The following is an 18,627-nucleotide window of genomic DNA, read 5'->3' on the forward strand; positions in this document are numbered from 1 at the left end:
CTTGCCAAGGTTGGGGTCGCGAGTTCGAGCCTCGTTTCCCGCTCCATTTCTAATGTTTATCTGTACGTCCCATTCGTCTAGAGGTCTAGGACACCGCCCTTTCACGGCGGTAACAGGGGTTCGAACCCCCTATGGGACGCCATTCTTTTTTGCGCTATTATAGCTAGCCTTATTTTGTTGAGCTTTTAGCCATGACTTGGTTTGTCAATTACCATTTAAACTCCTCCATTTCAGTCACTGATCGTGGCCTGAGTTATGGCGATGGTGTTTTTGAAACCATTCGCACAACGCCGTCTCATTTTTTTCAGCTCAATGATCATCTTGCTCGTCTCTATCATGGATTGGATAAACTGGGCATGCCTTTTTCCATCGAGCAAAAAAGCACTTTACAGTGTTTTTTGCATGAGAATGTACTCGCGACTGTTCACTGTGACTCTGTGGTCAAGATCATAGTGACTCGAGGTGAGGGGGGGCGAGGTTATGCGCCACCTGAAAGCGCTCTGCACACTGTTATTATCGGCGTATCTAAAGCGCCAAACTATCAAGCTCAACAGCAAGAAGGGGTTAGGCTTTCTATCTCCCCTGTCCCTGTTAACGCTAACCCTTATCTTGCAGGTATCAAACACCTAAATCGACTTGAAAACATTACAGCAAAGCGCCTGCTAAATGATGCTGACTTTGAGGCTGTGATGTTGTTCGATAGTGAGGTTGTTGAGTGCATTCAAAGTAATATTTTTTGGTTTCAAAATGCTAAATTGTTTACCCCGTCTCTTGAGAAAGCGGGTGTGCAAGGAACCTATCGTCAGGCTTTAATTGAGCAGCAAACGCTTTATCCTGTTCATGTTGGGCATTTCAGTCTGCAGGATTTGAAGCTGGCTGATGAAGTGTTTATTACTAATAGTTTAATGTCTGTTGTTCCTGTTACGAATGTAGCGGGTCAATCTTATCCAATTGGGCATCACACCCGAATACTCCAAAACTGTATGTTAGATAAGGATCTAGATGACGCTTCTTAAATGGCTTGTACGAGCCAGTTTTTTGGTATTTACCTTAGCAGCGCTTTTAGCGGGAGGTATTTATTATGGCATTACTTCACCTATAAACCTTGATGGTGAGACGGCTTTTGAGGTTCAGCCTGGTGACACCTCATACAGTTTGGGAGAATTACTCAGTCAGAAGGGGTGGCTTGAATATCCTATTTTAACCCGTGTGGTCGCTAAGCTTCATCCTGAATGGGTGCCGAAAGTGGGCAAGTATGCCATTGAGCCTAATATGAATTTGCTCGACATGATGGCGCTATTTGATTCAGGTAAATCTATTTTTTATTCAGTGACCTTGCTAGAGGGTAAAACAACGCAAGATTTTTTATTGGCGATGCAAGCCAAGGGCAATATTAAAATGACCTTGCTTGGCCTGAATAACGAAGAAATAGCGAAAAAATTATCCCTTACGGCGGCCCATGCTGAAGGGCAGTTTTTTGCTAATACCTATCGTTACCATGAAGGTGATACCGATGTCAGCATTCTTAAACACGCTAATGAATTGATGCAAACGACACTCGCTGAATTGTGGCGTGATAGGGCGAAAGAATTGCCTTATAAAACCTCCTATGAGGCATTAATTATGGCGTCTATTATTGAAAAAGAGACTGGTGTGCCTGAAGAAAGGCCTATGATAGCTAGGGTTTTCATTAGCCGCTTAGAGAAGCGTATGCGGTTGCAAACAGACCCAACTGTAATCTATGGACTGGGGGATTCCTATAAGGGAAATTTAACCCGTAAGGGCTTACAGAGCTTGTCGCCATATAACACCTATAGGGTGTTTGGTTTACCTCCTACACCGATTGCCAATGTGGGGAGAGAAGCAATAGAAGCGGCATTGAATCCGGGGAAGACGGCGGCGTTGTATTTTGTGGCGAAAGGCGATGGAAGTCATGCTTTTTCTAATTCGTTGAAAGAACACAATCGAGCGGTGAAAAAGTACCAGTATAAGCGTCGCAAAGATTATCGTTCAGCACCAGAAAGTACAGACTAGAGGTCTATATGAAAGGTAAGTTTATTTCTCTCGAGGGTGGTGAAGGCAGCGGTAAAACCACGGCCATTCTGTTTATTCAGCAATGGCTGGATAAACAGAATATTAACTATCTTATGACGCGAGAGCCGGGTGGCACGCCCTTGGCTGAAGAAATTCGGCAATTGATACTGACGCCTAGAGAAGAAAGGGTAAATGATGTCGCTGAGCTGTTGCTTGTATTTGCTGCTAGAGCACAGCATTTAGCACAAAAAATTCAGCCGGCATTAGCGCGTGGCACCTGGGTAGTCAGTGATCGTTTTTTAGATTCTAGTTATGTTTATCAAGGTCATGCCCGTGGTGGTGACATTGCCATGTTAGATCACTTGGCGGATTGGGTGGTGGGAGAAAGCAAGCCTGATGCTACCTTGGTACTGGATGTGCCTGTTGAGTTGGGGTTGCAGCGGGTTGCTGAGCGTAAGCACGCTGATCGTCTTGATAAAGAGTCTAATGATTTTCATCAAAAAGTTCGTCAGGGTTTTCTTGATCGAGCCGCAACTGAGCCGGAAAGGGTTAAGGTGATTGATGCGAGCCTTTCATTGGAAGAAGTGCAGCAACAAATTGAAGCGCAATTGGTTGCCTTACAGCAATCTTGGACGAGAGAGGAATAAATGGCGAATCTTGCCCCTTGGTTATTGCCTTGTTTGCAGCAAGTTCAAGCGCTAAAACAAACGAAGAGCCTTTCTCATGCTTTGCTTGTTACCGGGGCAGATGGTGTTGGTCAAGAAGAGTTGGCCCGTGAAATGGTTAAGGACTTGATATGTGAAAGTGATCAGGCGTCAGCTTGTGGACATTGCCACTCATGTCAGCTAATGAGTGCGGACACTCACCCTGATTTCCGAGTATTGGATGGCGAAGAATCCAGTATTAAGGTTGATCAAGTACGATTGCTGGTTCGTCAAATGAGCCAAAAGCCTCAGGTCGGGCAGAATAAAGTGGTATTAATTACCCATGCTCAAGCGATGAATATCAATGCGGCGAATGCTGTATTAAAGGCGCTTGAGGAACCCTCTGAGCGAACCTATTTTGTATTGACTAGCTCGCAATCTACGAGTCTTTTACCGACTATTCGCAGTCGTTGCTTGTTGGTCAATGTGCCTATGCCAAATCTCGACCAGGTTAAGGCTTGGTTAGGGCAACAAGTAAATGGCGAAGAGTTAAGTTCACTTTTTTGGTTGACTACCCAGCCTTTTCGTTTGGTATCCATTCAGCGGCAAGGGAAGACTTTACTCTATAGCGAATTACCAAACAAACTGATAGAAATGCTGCAGGGAAGAGCGGCACCTGAAGGTATCTTGAAAGGTCTGGACAGTGGCAATATAGAAGATTACTGCAATGGCCTAGCCGCTATTCTGCATCAGTGTATATGCCATTCTGCGGGAGCGACACTTGATAGCGCATTACAAGTTATATATCCCTTATTAATTAATCGATTTGGCATTTCCTCTTTGATGCTGCGTTATCAAGCCTTACAAAAACTTAAGTCGGACCTTCAAAAAACAAATTTAAACCCCATTATGCAACTAACTCATGAATTGAATCAGTGGTAACTACATTATGTTAATTGATACCCATTGCCACCTAGATAAACTAGACCTTTCACCCTATTCAAACGGTCTAGAGGGTGTTATCGATGCCGCCTACTATAAAGGCGTTAGGCAGCTAGTCAGTATTTCTGTCGATCTTGAGGATATGGATACTATTTTAGGCTATACCGACCGAGATGGCGTTTATGCGAGTTGTGGTGTTCATCCGTTGCACACGGATGGTTTACTCACTGAAGAGAGCTTACTGAAACAGTATGCAAAGAACCCAAAAATCATCGCCATTGGTGAAACCGGACTGGATTATTTTTATGAGGAGTCCCCTCAGATTCACCAAGCCCAGAAGGTCAGTTTTGCTCATCATTTAAAGGCCGCTGGAAAATTGGGTTTGCCAGTGATTGTTCATACTCGAAATGCGAAACAAGATACCTTAGCGCTTATACGGGAACATGGTAATACAGAGACAGCAGGAGTGTTGCACTGCTTTACTGAAGATTACGAGATGGCAAAAGCCGCACTGGATGAGAATTACCTAATTTCTATATCAGGTATTGTGACCTTTAAAACAGCAGCAGACCTAAAGGAAACGGTGCGCAAATTACCGTTGGAATCCTTGATTGTTGAAACCGATTCACCTTACTTGGCTCCCGTACCCCATAGAGGGAAAAAGAACGAACCGCAATATGTGTCCGACGTCGCACAATACGTGGCAGATCTAAAGGGCATTCGTTATGAAGCCTTATTGGAAGCAACTGCGGAAAACTTTCATCGTGTGTTTTCGAGAGCAAAGGCTGATCATCAATTACAACCTAGTTGCTAGTTTTTAATCTCTTTATTCTTGCACTGAAGAACCCCTACGCTTTTTCTATTTCGAGATAGGCGAAGGGTGAGTAAGAATGCTAGTCTCAAGGTATTGTATTTATTTAATATTACTTAGAAGAAGAGAACTTTTTCTCACTCAAGCCGCCTCATTATTCTGGCTTGTTCAATAATAAGGAAGTCCATTAATGTCCAATTTGGTTACCTCTCTTCCACACCAAGCGCTTGCTGCGAAAGTGCCAGACAACCACTTGCCCTTTGAAACACTAAAAGACATTGACCCTCTTAGCGGCATACTAGGCCAAGAACGGGCGGTTGAGGCCATCCAATTTGGCGTGGCGATGCATCGTCCCGGCTATAATATTTTTACAATGGGGGGCTCAGGTACAGGGCGTTCATCCTATGTAATGAGTTATCTGAAAAGTGAAGCTAAGCGTCGACAAGCGCCGAATGAATGGGCGTATATTAATAACTTTACGGAGAATCATAGGCCTAAGGCTATTGAGTTTGAGCCTGGCTTGGCACTGGAGTTTGAAAAAGAAATTCGCTCCTTAATTGATGGTCTTATGGCGACGTTTCCAGCGGCCTTTGAAAACCCTTCTTATCAACAGCAAAAAGGCGCAATTGATCGGGCTTTTAATGAACAATATGAAGCGGCAATTAATAAAGTAGAACGTGTCGCAGTGAAAATTGGCGTTGCCATGTTCCGAGATGCTTCTTCTGTCAGTTTTGCGCCAATGAAAGACGGTAAGGCACTGGAAGAAAATGAATTCGCGGCTTTGTCGGATGAAGAGCGGGATGCTTTCCAAGAGGGCGTTTCTACGCTTGAAGGTCTCTTAAATGAAGAGTTATTAGGCTTGCCACAATGGAAGCGAGCTTCCTATGAGCAGCTTCGTCAGCTTAATCTTGATACGGTGAAAGAGGCCCTTGATCCATTAATGGCAGGCTTGTTTGAGAAGTATAAAGATCAGGCCGATTTGGCTGAACACCTTGTTGCCATGCGTGCTGATCTTGATAAAACCATTATTGATCAAATGGCAGACGATAAAGTGTCTGAGAATCGTGATGAAACAGGCCGTCGCCAGCTTTATGAAGAGTTGTATTTACCCAACATCGCCGTGACACATCAGGCGGATGGTGGCCAGCCAGTTATTTATGAGTCACACCCGACCTATCGTAATTTATTTGGTCAAGTCGAATACAGCAGTGATCAGGGTATGTTGATTACCAGTTATCGCCTGATTCGTTCTGGTAGTTTGCATGCGGCCAACGGCGGCTATTTGATACTGGATGCGGAAAAATTATTAACAGATCATTACCTGTGGGAAGCACTTAAGCGTGCGTTAAAAAACAAAATTTTAAAAATTGAGCATCCATATTCAGATATGGGCTTGATGAACACGACGACCTTATCACCGCAAGACTTGCCCTTGCAGGTAAAGGTGGTGTTGATCGGTTCTCGAGAAATTTATTATTTACTTCAAGATGCGGACCCTGACTTTCAAGAAATGTTTCGGGTTTTGGTGGACTTTGACGACACCTTAAAGCGCAATAAAGACTCTGAATTTGCCTTTGCTCGTCTCATGAAAGACAGGGTAGATCAAGAGGAATATGCCAACGTAACCCGTGATGGTGTGGCGGCATTGATAGAGTACAGTAGTCGCTTGGCTGAACATCAGCGCGAAATGGCGGCAAAAATAGGTGATGTCTTCGAATTATTGGGTGAAGCCGATTTTGTTCGTGATATGGCAAAAGACCAAGAAATCACCGCAGACCATATTGCCCGTGCTTTAAAAGCGAAGAAACATCGTACCGGTCGAGTAAGTGAAAAAATCATTGAAGAAATTCTCGAAGGTACCGTCTTACTTGAGAGCGACGGTTATGCGGTGGGTAAGATTAACGGCCTAACTGTCATGCAAATAGGTGATAGTCATTTTGGTGCGCCAGCGCGTATTTCTACCACTGTCCACCCTGGTGGCAAGGGCATTATTGATATCGAGCGTGAATCCAATCTGGGTCAAAATATTCATTCGAAAGGGGTATTGATTCTATCGGGTTACCTTGGCAACAAGTATGCTCAACGTTTTCCATTAGATATCTCGGCTTCCATTGCGATGGAGCAAAGCTATGGTTATGTGGATGGCGACAGTGCTTCTACTGCTGAGTTGTGTTGTTTATTGTCCGCTTTGATTCAGGTCCCCCTAAGGCAGGACTTAGCCATTACCGGCTCTCTAAATCAATATGGTGAAGTTCAGGCGATTGGTGGTGTTAATGAAAAAATCGAAGGCTTTTTCAATGTTTGTAATGCTCGTGGTCTAACGGGTAAGCAGGGCGTTATTATCCCTAAATCCAATGCGACTAATTTGATGTTAAATGATGACATAGTCGCGGCGGTCGAGGCGGGTACTTTTCATGTTTATGCCATTTCTACCGCTGATGAAGCACTGCACCTATTAACGGGGATTGAATCAGGCATCGCAGATGAGGAAGGGGAGTTTCCTGAGGGAACTATTTCAGCTCGCGTTATCCAACGTTTAGAAGAAATTTCTAAATTGGGGGATGAAGAGGACGAAGAGGAGAGCGATGAAAAAGAGTCTGTAAAGGCCGAGAAGTCTAAGGATTAAAGCTAAGAAAAGACCAGTCTTAGACCTGTTAGTGCTTACCGTTTGTGCTTTTTATAGTGCTGGCTATGCATTGAGAGTTTACTAAAGAATACACCGTATAATAGAGGTTGCCAGCTTCGATATAGCTAGCAACCTCTTTGCGTTTACTGGGAAGGTGTTTTTTTATTATTAATGCACGTTTGAAGGTGACCGCACTTTGAGCAGCGACCCTATTGGTTGCTGCCAACCCATTAACATACACTTGTGCCGCGCTGTCTGCGGAAAGTTTTGCATCAATATCAGAACATTCTGCTAAAGTTAAATGACTAAAGCCTAATAACAATGAGCTGATCAAAAACCGTCTAGTATGAAAAATAACCTTCTCCAAGTTACTTATTGGTTACATTTAGTATGTTGATTATTCTAAGGAATTATATAGTCTTCGCCAAGATTTTCTAATTATTGCAAAAGTTATGAGGGTATTAAGGATGACGTTACAACGTAAGTTTTCTTTGGTTGTATTCGCCTCGGCGATTATCGTGGCTGTTATTGTGGGTATATTTGGTTTGTTTCAGCTGAAAAGTACTTTAGTAACTGGCTTGAACAATGAGGTGTTTGCTCTTGGGCACGGTCAATCCCGAACTATTTCTGAATGGAGTCATAGCAAGGCCATGGCGATTCAGGGTCTTAGCCATTACTTAGAAAACGAACAAGTAAATGAATTAGCTTTACAGCAAGCGGCTATCTCTGGTGATTTCCAGCTTGCCTACATGGGAACGGTGTCGGGTGAAATGATTCAGAGCGATCCTACTTCCTCCCTTCCAGAAGGTTATGATCCTAGAGTAAGGCCTTGGTATAAAAAGGCACTAGAGTCCTCCGAGGTGCAATTTACAAAACCCTATGTTGATGCGGCTTCTGGAGATTTGATTATTAGTGCTGCTAAGTCAGTTGGTGCAGACCAGAATTTGAAAGGCGTTGTCGGTGCAGACATGTCTCTACAAAGCGTAATTGATGGCGTTTTGAAAGTAAAATTTCAGGAAAAAAGTCTCGTTTTTTTAGTGAATAAAGAAGGTCTATTGATTGCTCATCCAGATCAAAGCCTTATTTTAAAACCTATTACAGAAGCGCTTGGTTATGATCTTCCAACGTTAATGAAAGGCGAAGAGGCTCTGTTTTCGACTAAATCAAAAGCTGGTGATGTTCTAGTCAGTGGAGTGGAGATTCCTGGTACCAACTGGATAATAGGTTTTCAGTTAGATCAAACGGTGGCTATGTCGCCCCTTAGGACGTTATTTATCTCCCTGTTATTTGCCATGTTGGTGGCGGCGGCCGTAGTGAGTTTAGTCATGAGCGCTGTGAGTCGTAGCTTGTTATCTGGTGTTGGCCGAGTTAACAAAGTATTGGCTGAAATGAATCAAGGACAGGGTGATTTACGTACACGCATACCAGAAGGTGGTAAGGATGAAATTGGTGACCTAGCGCGCCACTTTAATGGTTTTATGCAAACCTTAGCTGGTATTATTACTGAAATAAAAGGCATGTCATCTGATCTTAATGGTTTAGCGAAGAATTCAGATCGTTTGGCGTCGCAATCTTCCAAAGATTTACGCCTTCAACTGGAAGAAGTTACTTCTGTTGCAGACGCTGTCGGTCAAATGTCTACAGCTACCCATGAAATTGCATCCAATGCAGAAAGCACGGCAAATGCTTCTAGAGAAGCCCATAGTAATAGTGAGCAGGGCAGTCAGCTTGTAGTGAAAAGTAAAGACTCCATTAGTTACCTTTCTGAGGAAGTAATACAGGCTTCTTCCGTAATAGGTAATCTAGATAAACAGGTACAGAGTATCACCGGTATCTTGGTTACTATTCAAAATATTGCTGAACAGACAAATTTATTGGCATTGAATGCGGCGATAGAGGCGGCTCGTGCAGGCGAGCAAGGTCGCGGCTTTGCCGTAGTGGCGGATGAGGTTCGAGTGCTTTCCCAGCGCACCCAGTCTTCAACAGAAGAGATTAAAGCCATGCTTGATGGGCTAAATAGCACAACAGGCAAGGTGGTTGATATTATGAAGCGCAGTACTGAAGTTGCAGAGGGCTCGGTTTCTGAAGCTGTTGCCGCGGCGGAAAGTTTGGTTGCTATCAAAGACTCTATCCAGCGCATTAGTGATATGTCTATGCAGATTGCCAGTGCGGCAGAAGAACAAAATATTGTTACAACAGATATTTCGACTAATAGTGCTTCAATTAAAGATATTGCTAATAAGCTTGCTATTGAATCCCATGAAAGTGCTGAGGGTGCAAAATCTCTTGCTAAGTTGGCTGAAAGCCTTGAGAAGCAAGTTGCTCGGTTTACAATTTAAAGCAATACTGGTTGTGACTACATATGATGAAAATGAATTATTAATAGTTTAACTGTGAGGTGCTTTGATTATGAATAAAATGTTTTTTGTTAGTGCTCTGATGGCATTGACTCTATCTTCAGGTGCTTTTGCTCATGGTTCCTGTGATGAGTCGACTTTGCACGGTTATATGCAAGATATTAAAAGTGACTTAAGGGCTGTCTCTAAAGCGGTTAAGTCTGGTGAAAACGGTGATGCAATTACTCATTTGGATAGTTTGATTTCTGCATTTGAAAAATCACGTGAAGAAATGCCATATCAATTTAAAGCAGAAGGCCTAAAAGGTAATGAGTTAACAATACAAACAGCGGCTTACCATAAAGTAGTGGATGACACTCTAGGAATATTGAATGAGCTAGAGGGCGCATTGAAAGCCAATGACTCAGCAAAAGTAAAAAAAATGCTTGGTGCTATGGGGCAGCAAAGAAAGATAGGGCATAGTAATTTTAAACAGAATTGCTAGATGATCTTGTTTGAATAGACTGCTACAATGCGCGCGATTAAGAGAGGATATTATGGCTCGTGTTAAAAAATCGCGCAGTATGCGTGGAAAACTTGGTAAAACTGGTTCAAAAGAGTTGTTGAAGGAGCAAAATAAAGCTCGAAAAGCGTCATCAACTCGTCGTTTTGCAACCAAAAAAGCCAAGGAGCGTAAAGAACAAGCGCACAAAAAACTTGATAGGCTAGGTTTGCTTCCAGCTCAGGAAGAGGCTAAGGCTCCTGTTCGTCCGCGTCGGTTTGTGTTTGTAAAACCAGTGGATGAAAAAGAAGAGGAAGCGAAAAAAGCAGCCCTGTTAGAGCAAGAAAGTATTGAAAATGACAGTGAAGATCTGTCCACAGATGAGTTGCTATCTGCTTTTTCTGAAGAAAAGTAAACGCATATAGTTATAATAAAAGAGGGCTGCCGTTGCAGCCTTTTTTTATGCTTTAGAAAAATCATACAATGACACCTAGGAACGATGTTCTATTCTGAAATAAACAAATGATCGTCGTATAAAGGTCTTATAATAAAATATTCATAGATGAGTTGCAGTGATGAATGTAAAAGCGTCTGTCCCCATGTCGAGTGTACGTTATTTGCTAAAAGCCGTTGAAGACCAAGGTTTAGATCGTCAAGGACTGCTGGAGAGTTTAGAAATAACGCAAGCTGAGATAGAGCAAAACGACTCCTTCCCAGCCTATCGCTACGGCATGCTGTATCAAAAAATTATGTGGTTGATGCAGGATGAGTCCTTTGGAATGCTGAGTGGCGGCAAGATTCCTAATGGCACTTTTAGAATGATGTGTCTATGCATTATTCACGCTCGCAGCCTTGCCCATGCCATGTATCGATGCAGTGATTTTTATGAGATTTGTCGTGGTCCGACGGTAAAACCGGTATTAATTAAAAAAGGTCGTTTTGCCATGGTGACTTTTGCTCCCGTTGATTCAGCTAAGGCGGATGTTATCGTGAGTCCAGAATCTAAAGAGCAATTAAGAACGACACTTTCTATGTGGCATCACTTTATTTGCTGGCTGATTGGTCGTCGCTTAAGTCTAAAGGCGGCCTACTTTAGTTGTGACCGACCTGATGATGTGGAACATTACAAAACCTTGTTTCAGTCAGAGGTGAGATTTAACCAGCATGCAAATGCTTTAGTATTTCCTGCTAATTATCTGGATATGCCTATAGTACAAACAGAAGATAGCTTACGGGGATTTCTTAAAACAGCACCTTATCAGCTGCTAGTCATGGTTGAAAATGACAATAGCCTTAAGTCCCAAGTAATGGCCATGTTAGGGAAGGATTTTTCTCGAGAAATGCCCAGCGCAGAAGAAGTGGCAAGTGCATTAAATATGAGTGTATCAACATTGAGACGACGTCTTAATGAAGAAAAAACCTCTTATCAGCAAATCAAAGATGAATGTCGCAAAGAAGCGGCGATTACCTATATGAATGCGCCTCGATTAAGTATTAATGATATTGCCGTCTTAATGGGCTTTGATGAACCCAGTGCGTTTTTTCGCTCATTTAAGAAATGGACGGGGATGACACCGGGAGAATATCGAAAAAGTGAGGAATATCTCAAATTTGGACGAACAATGAAAAGTCTTTAATAATAATTCTTTAGGATTGTTATGATATTTCTTTGAATGTATTTGTCAGAAATATAGGTCTGATATGTTATTGAGAGATTCGCCTCCTTTTATCATGCTGTCTAGATGATTTTCTAGATCCGCTCGGATAATAAACCGGAGAATAAAAAATGAGCGAATACCTATACCCTCAAAATGATATTTTATTTAGTTTGCAGTCTATTGCTCGCCTTAATCGCTTGGCCCCTTATCTTGAAGACGACATTGGAGAAGACCTTTTAGAGGCCGTATTGGGTGAAGCGGGCAAACTGGCTGAGCAGGTCATTGCACCAATCAATACCAGTGGTGATAAAGAAGGCTCCCGAGTTGAAGACGGTGAAGTATTTGAAGCCAAAGGCTTTAAGGAAGCTTTTCAGGCTTATTCTGAAGGTGGCTGGATTGGTTTATCTGGCGCTCCAGAATATGGTGGGCAAGGGCTTCCATCCTGTGTCGCAACAGCCGTAAATGAAGGGGTGCAATCCGCCAATCTCTCTTTTTCTCTATGCCCATTATTGAGTTTAGGTTCAATTGAAGCCATTAGTCATCACGCCAGTGATGTTTTAAAAGATCGCTACTTGCCAAAAATGCTCGCCGGAGAATGGACTGGCACGATGAATCTGACTGAGCCTGCGGCTGGTTCAGATCTTGCTGCGATTGCTTGCAAAGCCTTTCCTGACGGTGTTGATGCTAACAACGATGAAATTTATCGTATTAAAGGGCAAAAAATCTTTATTACTTGGGGGGATCATCAAATGAGTGACAACATCATTCATTTGGTTTTGGCTCGTCTCCCTGATGCGCCTGTCGGTGTGAAAGGTATTTCATTGTTTATCGTACCCAAGTTTCTTTTAAATGAAGCAGGTGAACCGAGTGAACGCAATGATGTTCAGGTGGTTTCGGTGGAACATAAGATGGGAATTCACGCTTCGCCAACCTGTGTCATGAGCTTCGGTGATCAACAAGGGGCTATTGGTTACCTTGTTGGTCAGGTCAATGATGGTATTAAAGCCATGTTCACCATGATGAACAATGCTCGTCAAGGGGTTGGTTTGCAGGGATTGGCTATTGCAGAACGAGCCTATCAGCAAGCACTGGCTTATGCCAAAGATCGCAAACAAGGTATGAAAGCGGACCGTTCTGGTCGGGCTGCCATCATTGAGCACCCTGATGTATTACGTATGATGATGACGATGAAATCTCAAATTGATGCAATGCGCTCGTTTATTTATATAGCGGCGGTCGAAAACGATTTGTCACAACTGGCAACAGATGAGCAAAAAAACAAGTCTATCGCAAGAACGGCGTTATATACACCCATTGTAAAAGGCTGGATTACTGAGCAAGCACAAGAAATTACTTCTTTGGCTATACAGGTTCATGGTGGGATGGGCTTTATAGAGGAGACGGGGGTAGCACAACATGCCCGAGATGCTCGGATTTTACCTATCTATGAAGGCACCAATGGCATACAGGCCATTGACTTAATCGGTCGTAAGCTTAAGGGCGATGATGGCGCAGAAATGAAATCCTTGTTAGCGGAAATCGAAGCGGAATTGAATGAGTTAAGCGCAGCGGACCTTCAGCAAAACGTAGAGAAAACGCTGGCGGCTCTTGGGCATGCCAAAAAAGCGACAGAGACCTGTTTAGCGGCGATGAAGGAAGATGCCACTTTAGGGACCGGGTTAGCCTACGCTTATATGATGTCCATAGGCTATCTAATTGGTGCTTGGTTGCAGATTAGGGCTCAGAGTTCGTTACAAGACAATCAGCTAATGAACGCAGCGCAAAAACACTCTTGGACGCATTCTGCTAATTTTTATTGCGATCACATCTTGCCGAGAGCCTTGGCTTATTTTTACACGATAGAGCAGGGGCAGGCGTCAGTCGGCGAATTGGCTGAAACGAGCTTTATAAGGTAATTACGCTAAAACGAGCTTTATAAGGTAATTACGCTAAAACGAATGGCATCATATAAAGAATAATGACCCATAATTGGGGGGAAGTATGACAGACAGAGAAGTAATGGAGTTTGACGTGGTTGTTGTAGGTGGTGGTCCAGCAGGACTGTCAACTGCGTGTCGCATTATGCAAAGAGCGCAAGCGGAAGCAAAAGAGATCAGCGTTTGCTTAGTAGAAAAAGGATCTGAGGTTGGCGCTCATATTCTCTCTGGCGCCGTGGTGGACCCAAAAGCACTAACGGAGCTGTTCCCTGATTGGCAAACTATGGGAGCTCCTTTATTGACCGAAGTGAATGTGGATGAGCTGCATTGGCTGAGTTCCCCGAGTAAATCAAGAGCTTTAAGTCACTGGATGATTCCTAAAACCCTCCATAACCAAGGTAACTATATTATCAGCCTTGGTAACCTAAGCCGTTGGCTAGCTGATCAAGCTGAAGCATTAGGTGTCGAGGTGTTCCCCGGTTTTTCGGCTGCCAGTTTATCCTATGACGACCAAGGTAATCTGGAAGGTGTTATTACGGGGGATATGGGTCGTGCAGCGGACGGAACTGAAAAAGACGGCTTTATGCCGGGAATGCTACTAAAAGCCAAATACACTGTATTTGCTGAAGGTTGTCGTGGTCATTTAGGTAAAGAGTTGATTGCAGATTTCGAACTGGATAAAGAGAAAGCCCCTCAGCACTATGGTCTTGGCATCAAAGAACTCTGGGATGTGCCTGAGTCTCAAAGTAAGCCGGGGACCGTCATTCATACGGCAGGCTGGCCATTAGGAAATGAGGCGGGTGGTGGCGGCTTCTTATATCATTTGGAAAATAATCAGGTTGTGGTAGGGCTGATTGTTGATTTGAATTATAAAAATCCATATTTGAGCCCTTATGAAGAATTTCAGCGCTATAAACATCACCCGATTATCGCCGAGCATTTGAAAGGAGCGAAGCGAGTTTCCTATGGTGCCCGTGCGATTGCAAAGGGCGGCTTAGATTCATTGCCAAAAATGAGTTTCCCCGGCGGGCTCATTGTTGGTTGTGACGCAGGAACCTTGAATCCTGCCAAAATCAAAGGTACTCATACGGCGATGAAGAGCGGCATGTTGGCAGCGGATACGATTTTTGAAGCCTTGCAAACAGAAAATCCACCAACTGAGCTAAGCCAGTATGAGAATGCCTTGCGCGACTCTTGGTTAGGTAAAGAGTTACATCAAGCACGAAACTTTGTACCTGTTATGCATACCCTAGGAACCTTCTGGGGTGGGGCGTATAACTGGTTAGATCAAAATATATTCTCTGGCAATTTGCCTTTTAGTTTTAGCGATATGACGCCTGATTATGCTTGTATGGAACCATCGAGCGAACATAAGTCTCCAGACTACAAAAAACCGGATGGCCTGTTGAGCTTTGATAAATTGTCTTCCGTGTTCTTATCCAACACCAATCACGAAGAGAATCAGCCCTGTCATTTGCAGTTAAATAACCCGAATATCCCTATTCAACAGAACTTACCCATTTTTAATGAGCCCGCTCAACGTTATTGTCCGGCCGGAGTTTACGAAGTGGTAGAGGCGGAAGGTGAGTCGATTTTTCAGATCAACTCGCAAAACTGCATACATTGTAAAACGTGTGATATCAAAGACCCTGCACAAAATATTACCTGGGTAACACCTGAAGGCGCCGGCGGGCCGAATTACCCTAATATGTAGTTGATAGGGTTAGTCAGCAACAAACAGATCGGCACAACTGATTTGTTTGTTGTGATTCCTTACTGGATTTAGCCATTAGCCTGTTTAATAATAGAGCCCTATTTAAAGGGGAAAATTATGCGCTTGTGGGTCGATGCTGACGCCTGTCCTAATGTGATTAAAACCATTTTATTTCGTGCCGCCGAGCGTGTTCAAATTCCCTGTATTCTAGTGGCCAATCAGGCTATTTCTATTCCTCCTTCTAAATGGGTTGAGCGTCGTGTCGTGAGTTCTGGCTTTGATGTTGCGGACAACTATATTGTCGATAATATCGACGAGGCGGATCTTGTTATTACTGCAGACATTCCCCTTGCCTCGGATGTTATTGAAAAGGGTGCTTTGGCTATTAACCCTCGCGGCGAGCTGTATACACAAGAGAACATAAAACAACGTCTTGCTATGCGTGACTTTATGGAACAAATGCGTTCTTCTGGAGTGCAGGCAGGTGGACCGCCTACGTTCAATCAGCAAGATCGCATGGCATTCGCTAACACCTTGGATAAGTTGTTAGCTCAACGAGTTAAATAAACGCCTGAATAATCGGGAAAGTGCTTACTGAGAGCCTGAGCTTTTTCTCGATTATTTAAAAATTATAGGTACATAAAATGAAAAAAATCGTGGTGGTTGGCGGTGGAGCAGGTGGTTTAGAGCTTGTGACCAAGCTGGGTCATGGGTTTGGCAAAAGCCGTCAAGCGGAAATTGTGCTGATTGATCGCAGCCAAACGCATATTTGGAAGCCCTTGTTACATGAAGTGGCAACTGGGTCTATTGATATCAATAGTGATGGCGTAAATTATCGCGCTCATGCGGCAAAGCATCATTATCAGTTTCAACTTGGCACACTGACAGGTGTTAACCCCGAAGAGCGAAAATTAACGCTTGATTCACTATCAGATGATATGGGCCACATCGTTCTTCCTGAACGTACCATTGAATACGATATTTTGGTAATGGCTGTGGGCAGTGTTAGCAATGACTTTGGAACGCCGGGCGTGTCGGATCACTGCTATTTTCTTGATTCTCATAAACAGGCTGAGCGCTTCCAGCAAGCCCTGCTTACCCACTTCTTACGAGTCCATCAAGAAGGCCCTGATGCCAAGCTTAAGCTAGCGATTGTTGGCGGCGGTGCGACAGGGGTTGAGCTTTCAGCTGAGCTATTTCATGTGGCGGATATGCTAAAGGCCTATGGCATGCCAGAGATGTCAGGCAAACGCGTACATGTCCAGCTTATTGAAGCCGGAGCAAGAATTTTGCCAGCCTTGCCAGATCGAATTGCGGGCTTGGCAACCAAAGAGTTAGCTCGATTAGGTGTTACTGTGAGTGAAAATACACGAGTAGTTCGAGCCTATGACGGTGGTTTTCAAACCGCAGAAGAAACAGATATAAAAGCGGACTTGATGATTTGGGCGGCCGGCGTCAAAGCGCCCGATTTCGTAGCTGGTATTGAAGGCTTTGAAACCACTCGCAATAATCAGATCTTAGTCAAAGGCACCTTGCAGACGGCGGCATTTGATAATGTTTATGTGATTGGCGATTGTTGTGCCTGTAAGCAGCCGGATGGCTCCTTTGTACCACCAAGAGCACAATCCGCACACCAGATGGCTTCTTTGGTATTTAAGAATATCAAAGCGTCATTTCGTAGTGAGCCGTTAAAAGAATACCTCTATAAAGATTACGGCTCTTTGGTGAACCTTAGTAACTACAGTACAGTAGGTAGTTTGATGGGGAATCTAATGGGCGGTTCTATGTTCATAGAAGGGCGGATTGCCCGCTTTGTTTATATTTCCTTGTATCGACTGCACTTAATTGCCATTCATGGTTGGCTGAAAGCCACGGTTATAATGGCAGCGCAAAAGATTGGCAAGGTAGTCAAACCTAAGTTGAAGCTGCATTAATCCTCATGCTTCGACAGCGTTAATTCTTAATAAGGCATAAGACCGAGCTGATAATTAAGCTCGGTTTTTTTATGTTTAAGTGGATTGCAAAATAAATTGAGCTTGCTCAATAGAGTTTTTTGAAGCAATAGATAATGATAAACAGCGGCCATGTAGGCTATTCAAATGAGCAAAATATAAAGCAAGCCCTATGACTGATTTTGCTTACAGCAATTTATTTTCCCTATCAAAAGAGGGCGTTTTTTCTTTAAATTATGAAATTTTATTACTGTCACACTTTATAACCAGATTGCTCGATGAGGTATATTTGGTAATCCTCCCCTAGGCTAAACATCATTACCTTCAATCTGGTATCGTTTTTAAGTGTCAGTTGCTTATTATTGGTTGTTCATTTTTGAGGACCTTGGTGGATTGTGTGAGAACTCGAAGCCTACTAGGCAACTGACTTTCTTATCTATGCCAAGTGTGTCGGTGATTGTTGAGATCTAAGAAAGAGGGCCGTTTTTTTTATTTATATTATGTCTATAAAAGTATTGGAGTAATGACGTGGATTTTCCAACCCCATTAATCGAAGGTCGATTGATTAAACGTTATAAACGTTTTTTGTCTGATATTAAATTATCTAGCGGTGAGGTGGTCGTGGCTCATTGTCCGAATACGGGTTCAATGAAGCGTTGTCAGCAAGATGGTGCTCGAGTGTGGTTGTCTAAAAGTGATAACCCAAAACGTAAGCTTGGTTACACTTGGGAATTGGTTGAGGTGGATGAAAAGTATCTTGCTTGTATTAATACTGGCTATCCCAATAAGTTGGTTGGGGAGGCGATTGCGAATGGTGTTGTTTCTGAATTGCTTGGCTATGCCGAGCAAAAGGCAGAGGTGAGGTACGGTGAGAAAAGTCGTATTGATTGGTTGCTTACAGATGAAAGTAGCAATAAGTGTTATGTGGAAGTCAAAAATGTGACCTTGCTTGAGGAGGATGGTCTAGGGTATTTTCCAGATGCGGTGACGGAACGAGGGCGTAAACACCTGTATGAGCTAGCGGATATGGTTGATATGGGTCATAGAGCTGTTATGTTTTTCTGTGTAAGTCATACAGGAATTGGTTCTGTGACTCCAGCTGCTCATATTGATGGAAAGTACGCAAAAGCACTTTGGGAAGCGATTGATAGAGGGGTGGAGATTGTTGCTTATCGTGTTGCGATAGATTTGCAAGGGATGGTGGTTACTGAACCTGTGTCTTTTGTGTTACCTGAGTTCATAGGTTAGGTTGGTAAATAACCATATTCGTTGGTTTTGTATGCTATTTGTACGGTTTTTCGTCTTTTTTAAATTAATTCAATTAACTTCTAAAAATCACTTGCACAAAATCTGTAGATCCTTAATATACGCCCTCGCTGACACGGACAGGGTTTCATTCTCTCATAGAGAATAAGCGGCTTAAGTGATTTGGCAACGCTCTTTAAAATAGATAATCAGATAATTTGTGTGG

Annotated in this window: 16 protein-coding genes and 1 tRNA gene; 16 read left to right on the forward strand and 1 reads right to left on the reverse strand. The window is 43.3% G+C overall.

The genetic code is table 11. The features are described from left to right. Positions 1-66 precede the first annotated feature (66 nt). The 7 genes from I8J31_RS20075 (at position 67) to I8J31_RS20105 (ending at position 7,057) form a co-directional block, all read left to right on the forward strand. Positions 67-142: transfer RNA gene (locus I8J31_RS20075), tRNA-Glu, on the forward strand. Between the two features lie 49 nt (positions 143-191). Further along, complete coding sequence (gene pabC, locus I8J31_RS20080; protein WP_199470365.1) at positions 192-1,016, forward strand: aminodeoxychorismate lyase; 825 nt, start codon at positions 192-194, stop codon at positions 1,014-1,016. Continuing rightward, positions 1,003-2,034 (forward strand): endolytic transglycosylase MltG, encoded by a 1,032-nt coding sequence (gene mltG, locus I8J31_RS20085; RefSeq protein WP_199470366.1) that lies wholly within the window; start codon positions 1,003-1,005, stop codon positions 2,032-2,034. Before pabC ends, mltG begins: the two co-directional genes overlap by 14 nt. An 8-nt stretch (positions 2,035-2,042) precedes the next feature. Further along, positions 2,043-2,681 (forward strand): dTMP kinase, encoded by a 639-nt coding sequence (tmk, locus tag I8J31_RS20090; protein WP_199470367.1) that lies wholly within the window; start codon positions 2,043-2,045, stop codon positions 2,679-2,681. After that, on the forward strand, positions 2,682-3,620 hold the full coding sequence (holB, locus tag I8J31_RS20095) for a DNA polymerase III subunit delta' (protein ID WP_199470368.1): 939 nt from the start codon (positions 2,682-2,684) through the stop codon (positions 3,618-3,620). It abuts the gene before it with no gap. A gap of 7 nt (positions 3,621-3,627) precedes the next feature. Beyond that, complete coding sequence (locus tag I8J31_RS20100; protein WP_199470369.1) at positions 3,628-4,434, forward strand: TatD family hydrolase; 807 nt, start codon at positions 3,628-3,630, stop codon at positions 4,432-4,434. A 187-nt stretch (positions 4,435-4,621) separates the two neighbouring features. Next, positions 4,622-7,057, forward strand: coding sequence for a Lon protease family protein (locus I8J31_RS20105; RefSeq protein ID WP_199470370.1), 2,436 nt, complete (start codon positions 4,622-4,624; stop codon positions 7,055-7,057). Between the two features lie 28 nt (positions 7,058-7,085). On the opposite strand, the gene I8J31_RS20110 is transcribed toward I8J31_RS20105, so the two are convergent. Beyond that, positions 7,086-7,391 carry a hypothetical protein gene (locus I8J31_RS20110; RefSeq protein WP_199470371.1) on the reverse strand — a complete coding sequence of 102 codons (306 nt, stop codon included), beginning with the start codon at positions 7,389-7,391 and terminating at the stop codon, positions 7,086-7,088. Between the two features lie 133 nt (positions 7,392-7,524). Here I8J31_RS20110 and I8J31_RS20115 point away from each other — a divergent pair, with 133 nt between their 5' ends. The 9 genes from I8J31_RS20115 (at position 7,525) to sfsA (ending at position 18,404) form a co-directional block, all read left to right on the forward strand. Then, the gene (locus I8J31_RS20115) at positions 7,525-9,396 is read left to right on the forward strand and encodes a methyl-accepting chemotaxis protein (RefSeq protein WP_199470372.1); all 1,872 of its coding nucleotides are present in this window, start codon (positions 7,525-7,527) and stop codon (positions 9,394-9,396) included. A gap of 70 nt (positions 9,397-9,466) precedes the next feature. Beyond that, a complete protein-coding gene (locus tag I8J31_RS20120; protein WP_199470373.1) occupies positions 9,467-9,898 on the forward strand; it encodes a cytochrome b562 in 432 nt (143 codons plus the stop codon). Positions 9,899-9,950: 52 nt separating this feature from the next. Then, positions 9,951-10,310: a hypothetical protein gene (locus I8J31_RS20125; protein ID WP_199470374.1), complete on the forward strand. Its 360-nt coding sequence runs from the start codon at positions 9,951-9,953 to the stop codon at positions 10,308-10,310. A 160-nt stretch (positions 10,311-10,470) separates the two neighbouring features. Continuing rightward, a complete protein-coding gene (locus I8J31_RS20130) occupies positions 10,471-11,532 on the forward strand; it encodes an AraC family transcriptional regulator (RefSeq protein ID WP_199470380.1) in 1,062 nt (353 codons plus the stop codon). 149 nt (positions 11,533-11,681) lie between these two features. Beyond that, positions 11,682-13,469 (forward strand): acyl-CoA dehydrogenase family protein, encoded by a 1,788-nt coding sequence (locus I8J31_RS20135; RefSeq protein WP_199470375.1) that lies wholly within the window; start codon positions 11,682-11,684, stop codon positions 13,467-13,469. 85 nt (positions 13,470-13,554) lie between these two features. Continuing rightward, a complete protein-coding gene (locus I8J31_RS20140; protein ID WP_199470376.1) occupies positions 13,555-15,204 on the forward strand; it encodes an electron transfer flavoprotein-ubiquinone oxidoreductase in 1,650 nt (549 codons plus the stop codon). A 117-nt stretch (positions 15,205-15,321) separates the two neighbouring features. After that, positions 15,322-15,771: a YaiI/YqxD family protein gene (locus tag I8J31_RS20145; RefSeq protein ID WP_199470377.1), complete on the forward strand. Its 450-nt coding sequence runs from the start codon at positions 15,322-15,324 to the stop codon at positions 15,769-15,771. 77 nt (positions 15,772-15,848) lie between these two features. Next, on the forward strand, positions 15,849-17,138 hold the full coding sequence (locus tag I8J31_RS20150) for an NAD(P)/FAD-dependent oxidoreductase (protein WP_199470378.1): 1,290 nt from the start codon (positions 15,849-15,851) through the stop codon (positions 17,136-17,138). A gap of 546 nt (positions 17,139-17,684) precedes the next feature. Continuing rightward, positions 17,685-18,404, forward strand: a complete 720-nt coding sequence (gene sfsA, locus I8J31_RS20155) for a DNA/RNA nuclease SfsA (RefSeq protein WP_199470379.1) — start codon at positions 17,685-17,687, stop codon at positions 18,402-18,404. Positions 18,405-18,627: the final 223 nt, after the last annotated feature.

Source organism: Marinomonas transparens (genome assembly GCF_016463975.1).
In the GTDB taxonomy this organism is placed as follows: domain Bacteria; phylum Pseudomonadota; class Gammaproteobacteria; order Pseudomonadales; family Marinomonadaceae; genus Marinomonas; species Marinomonas transparens.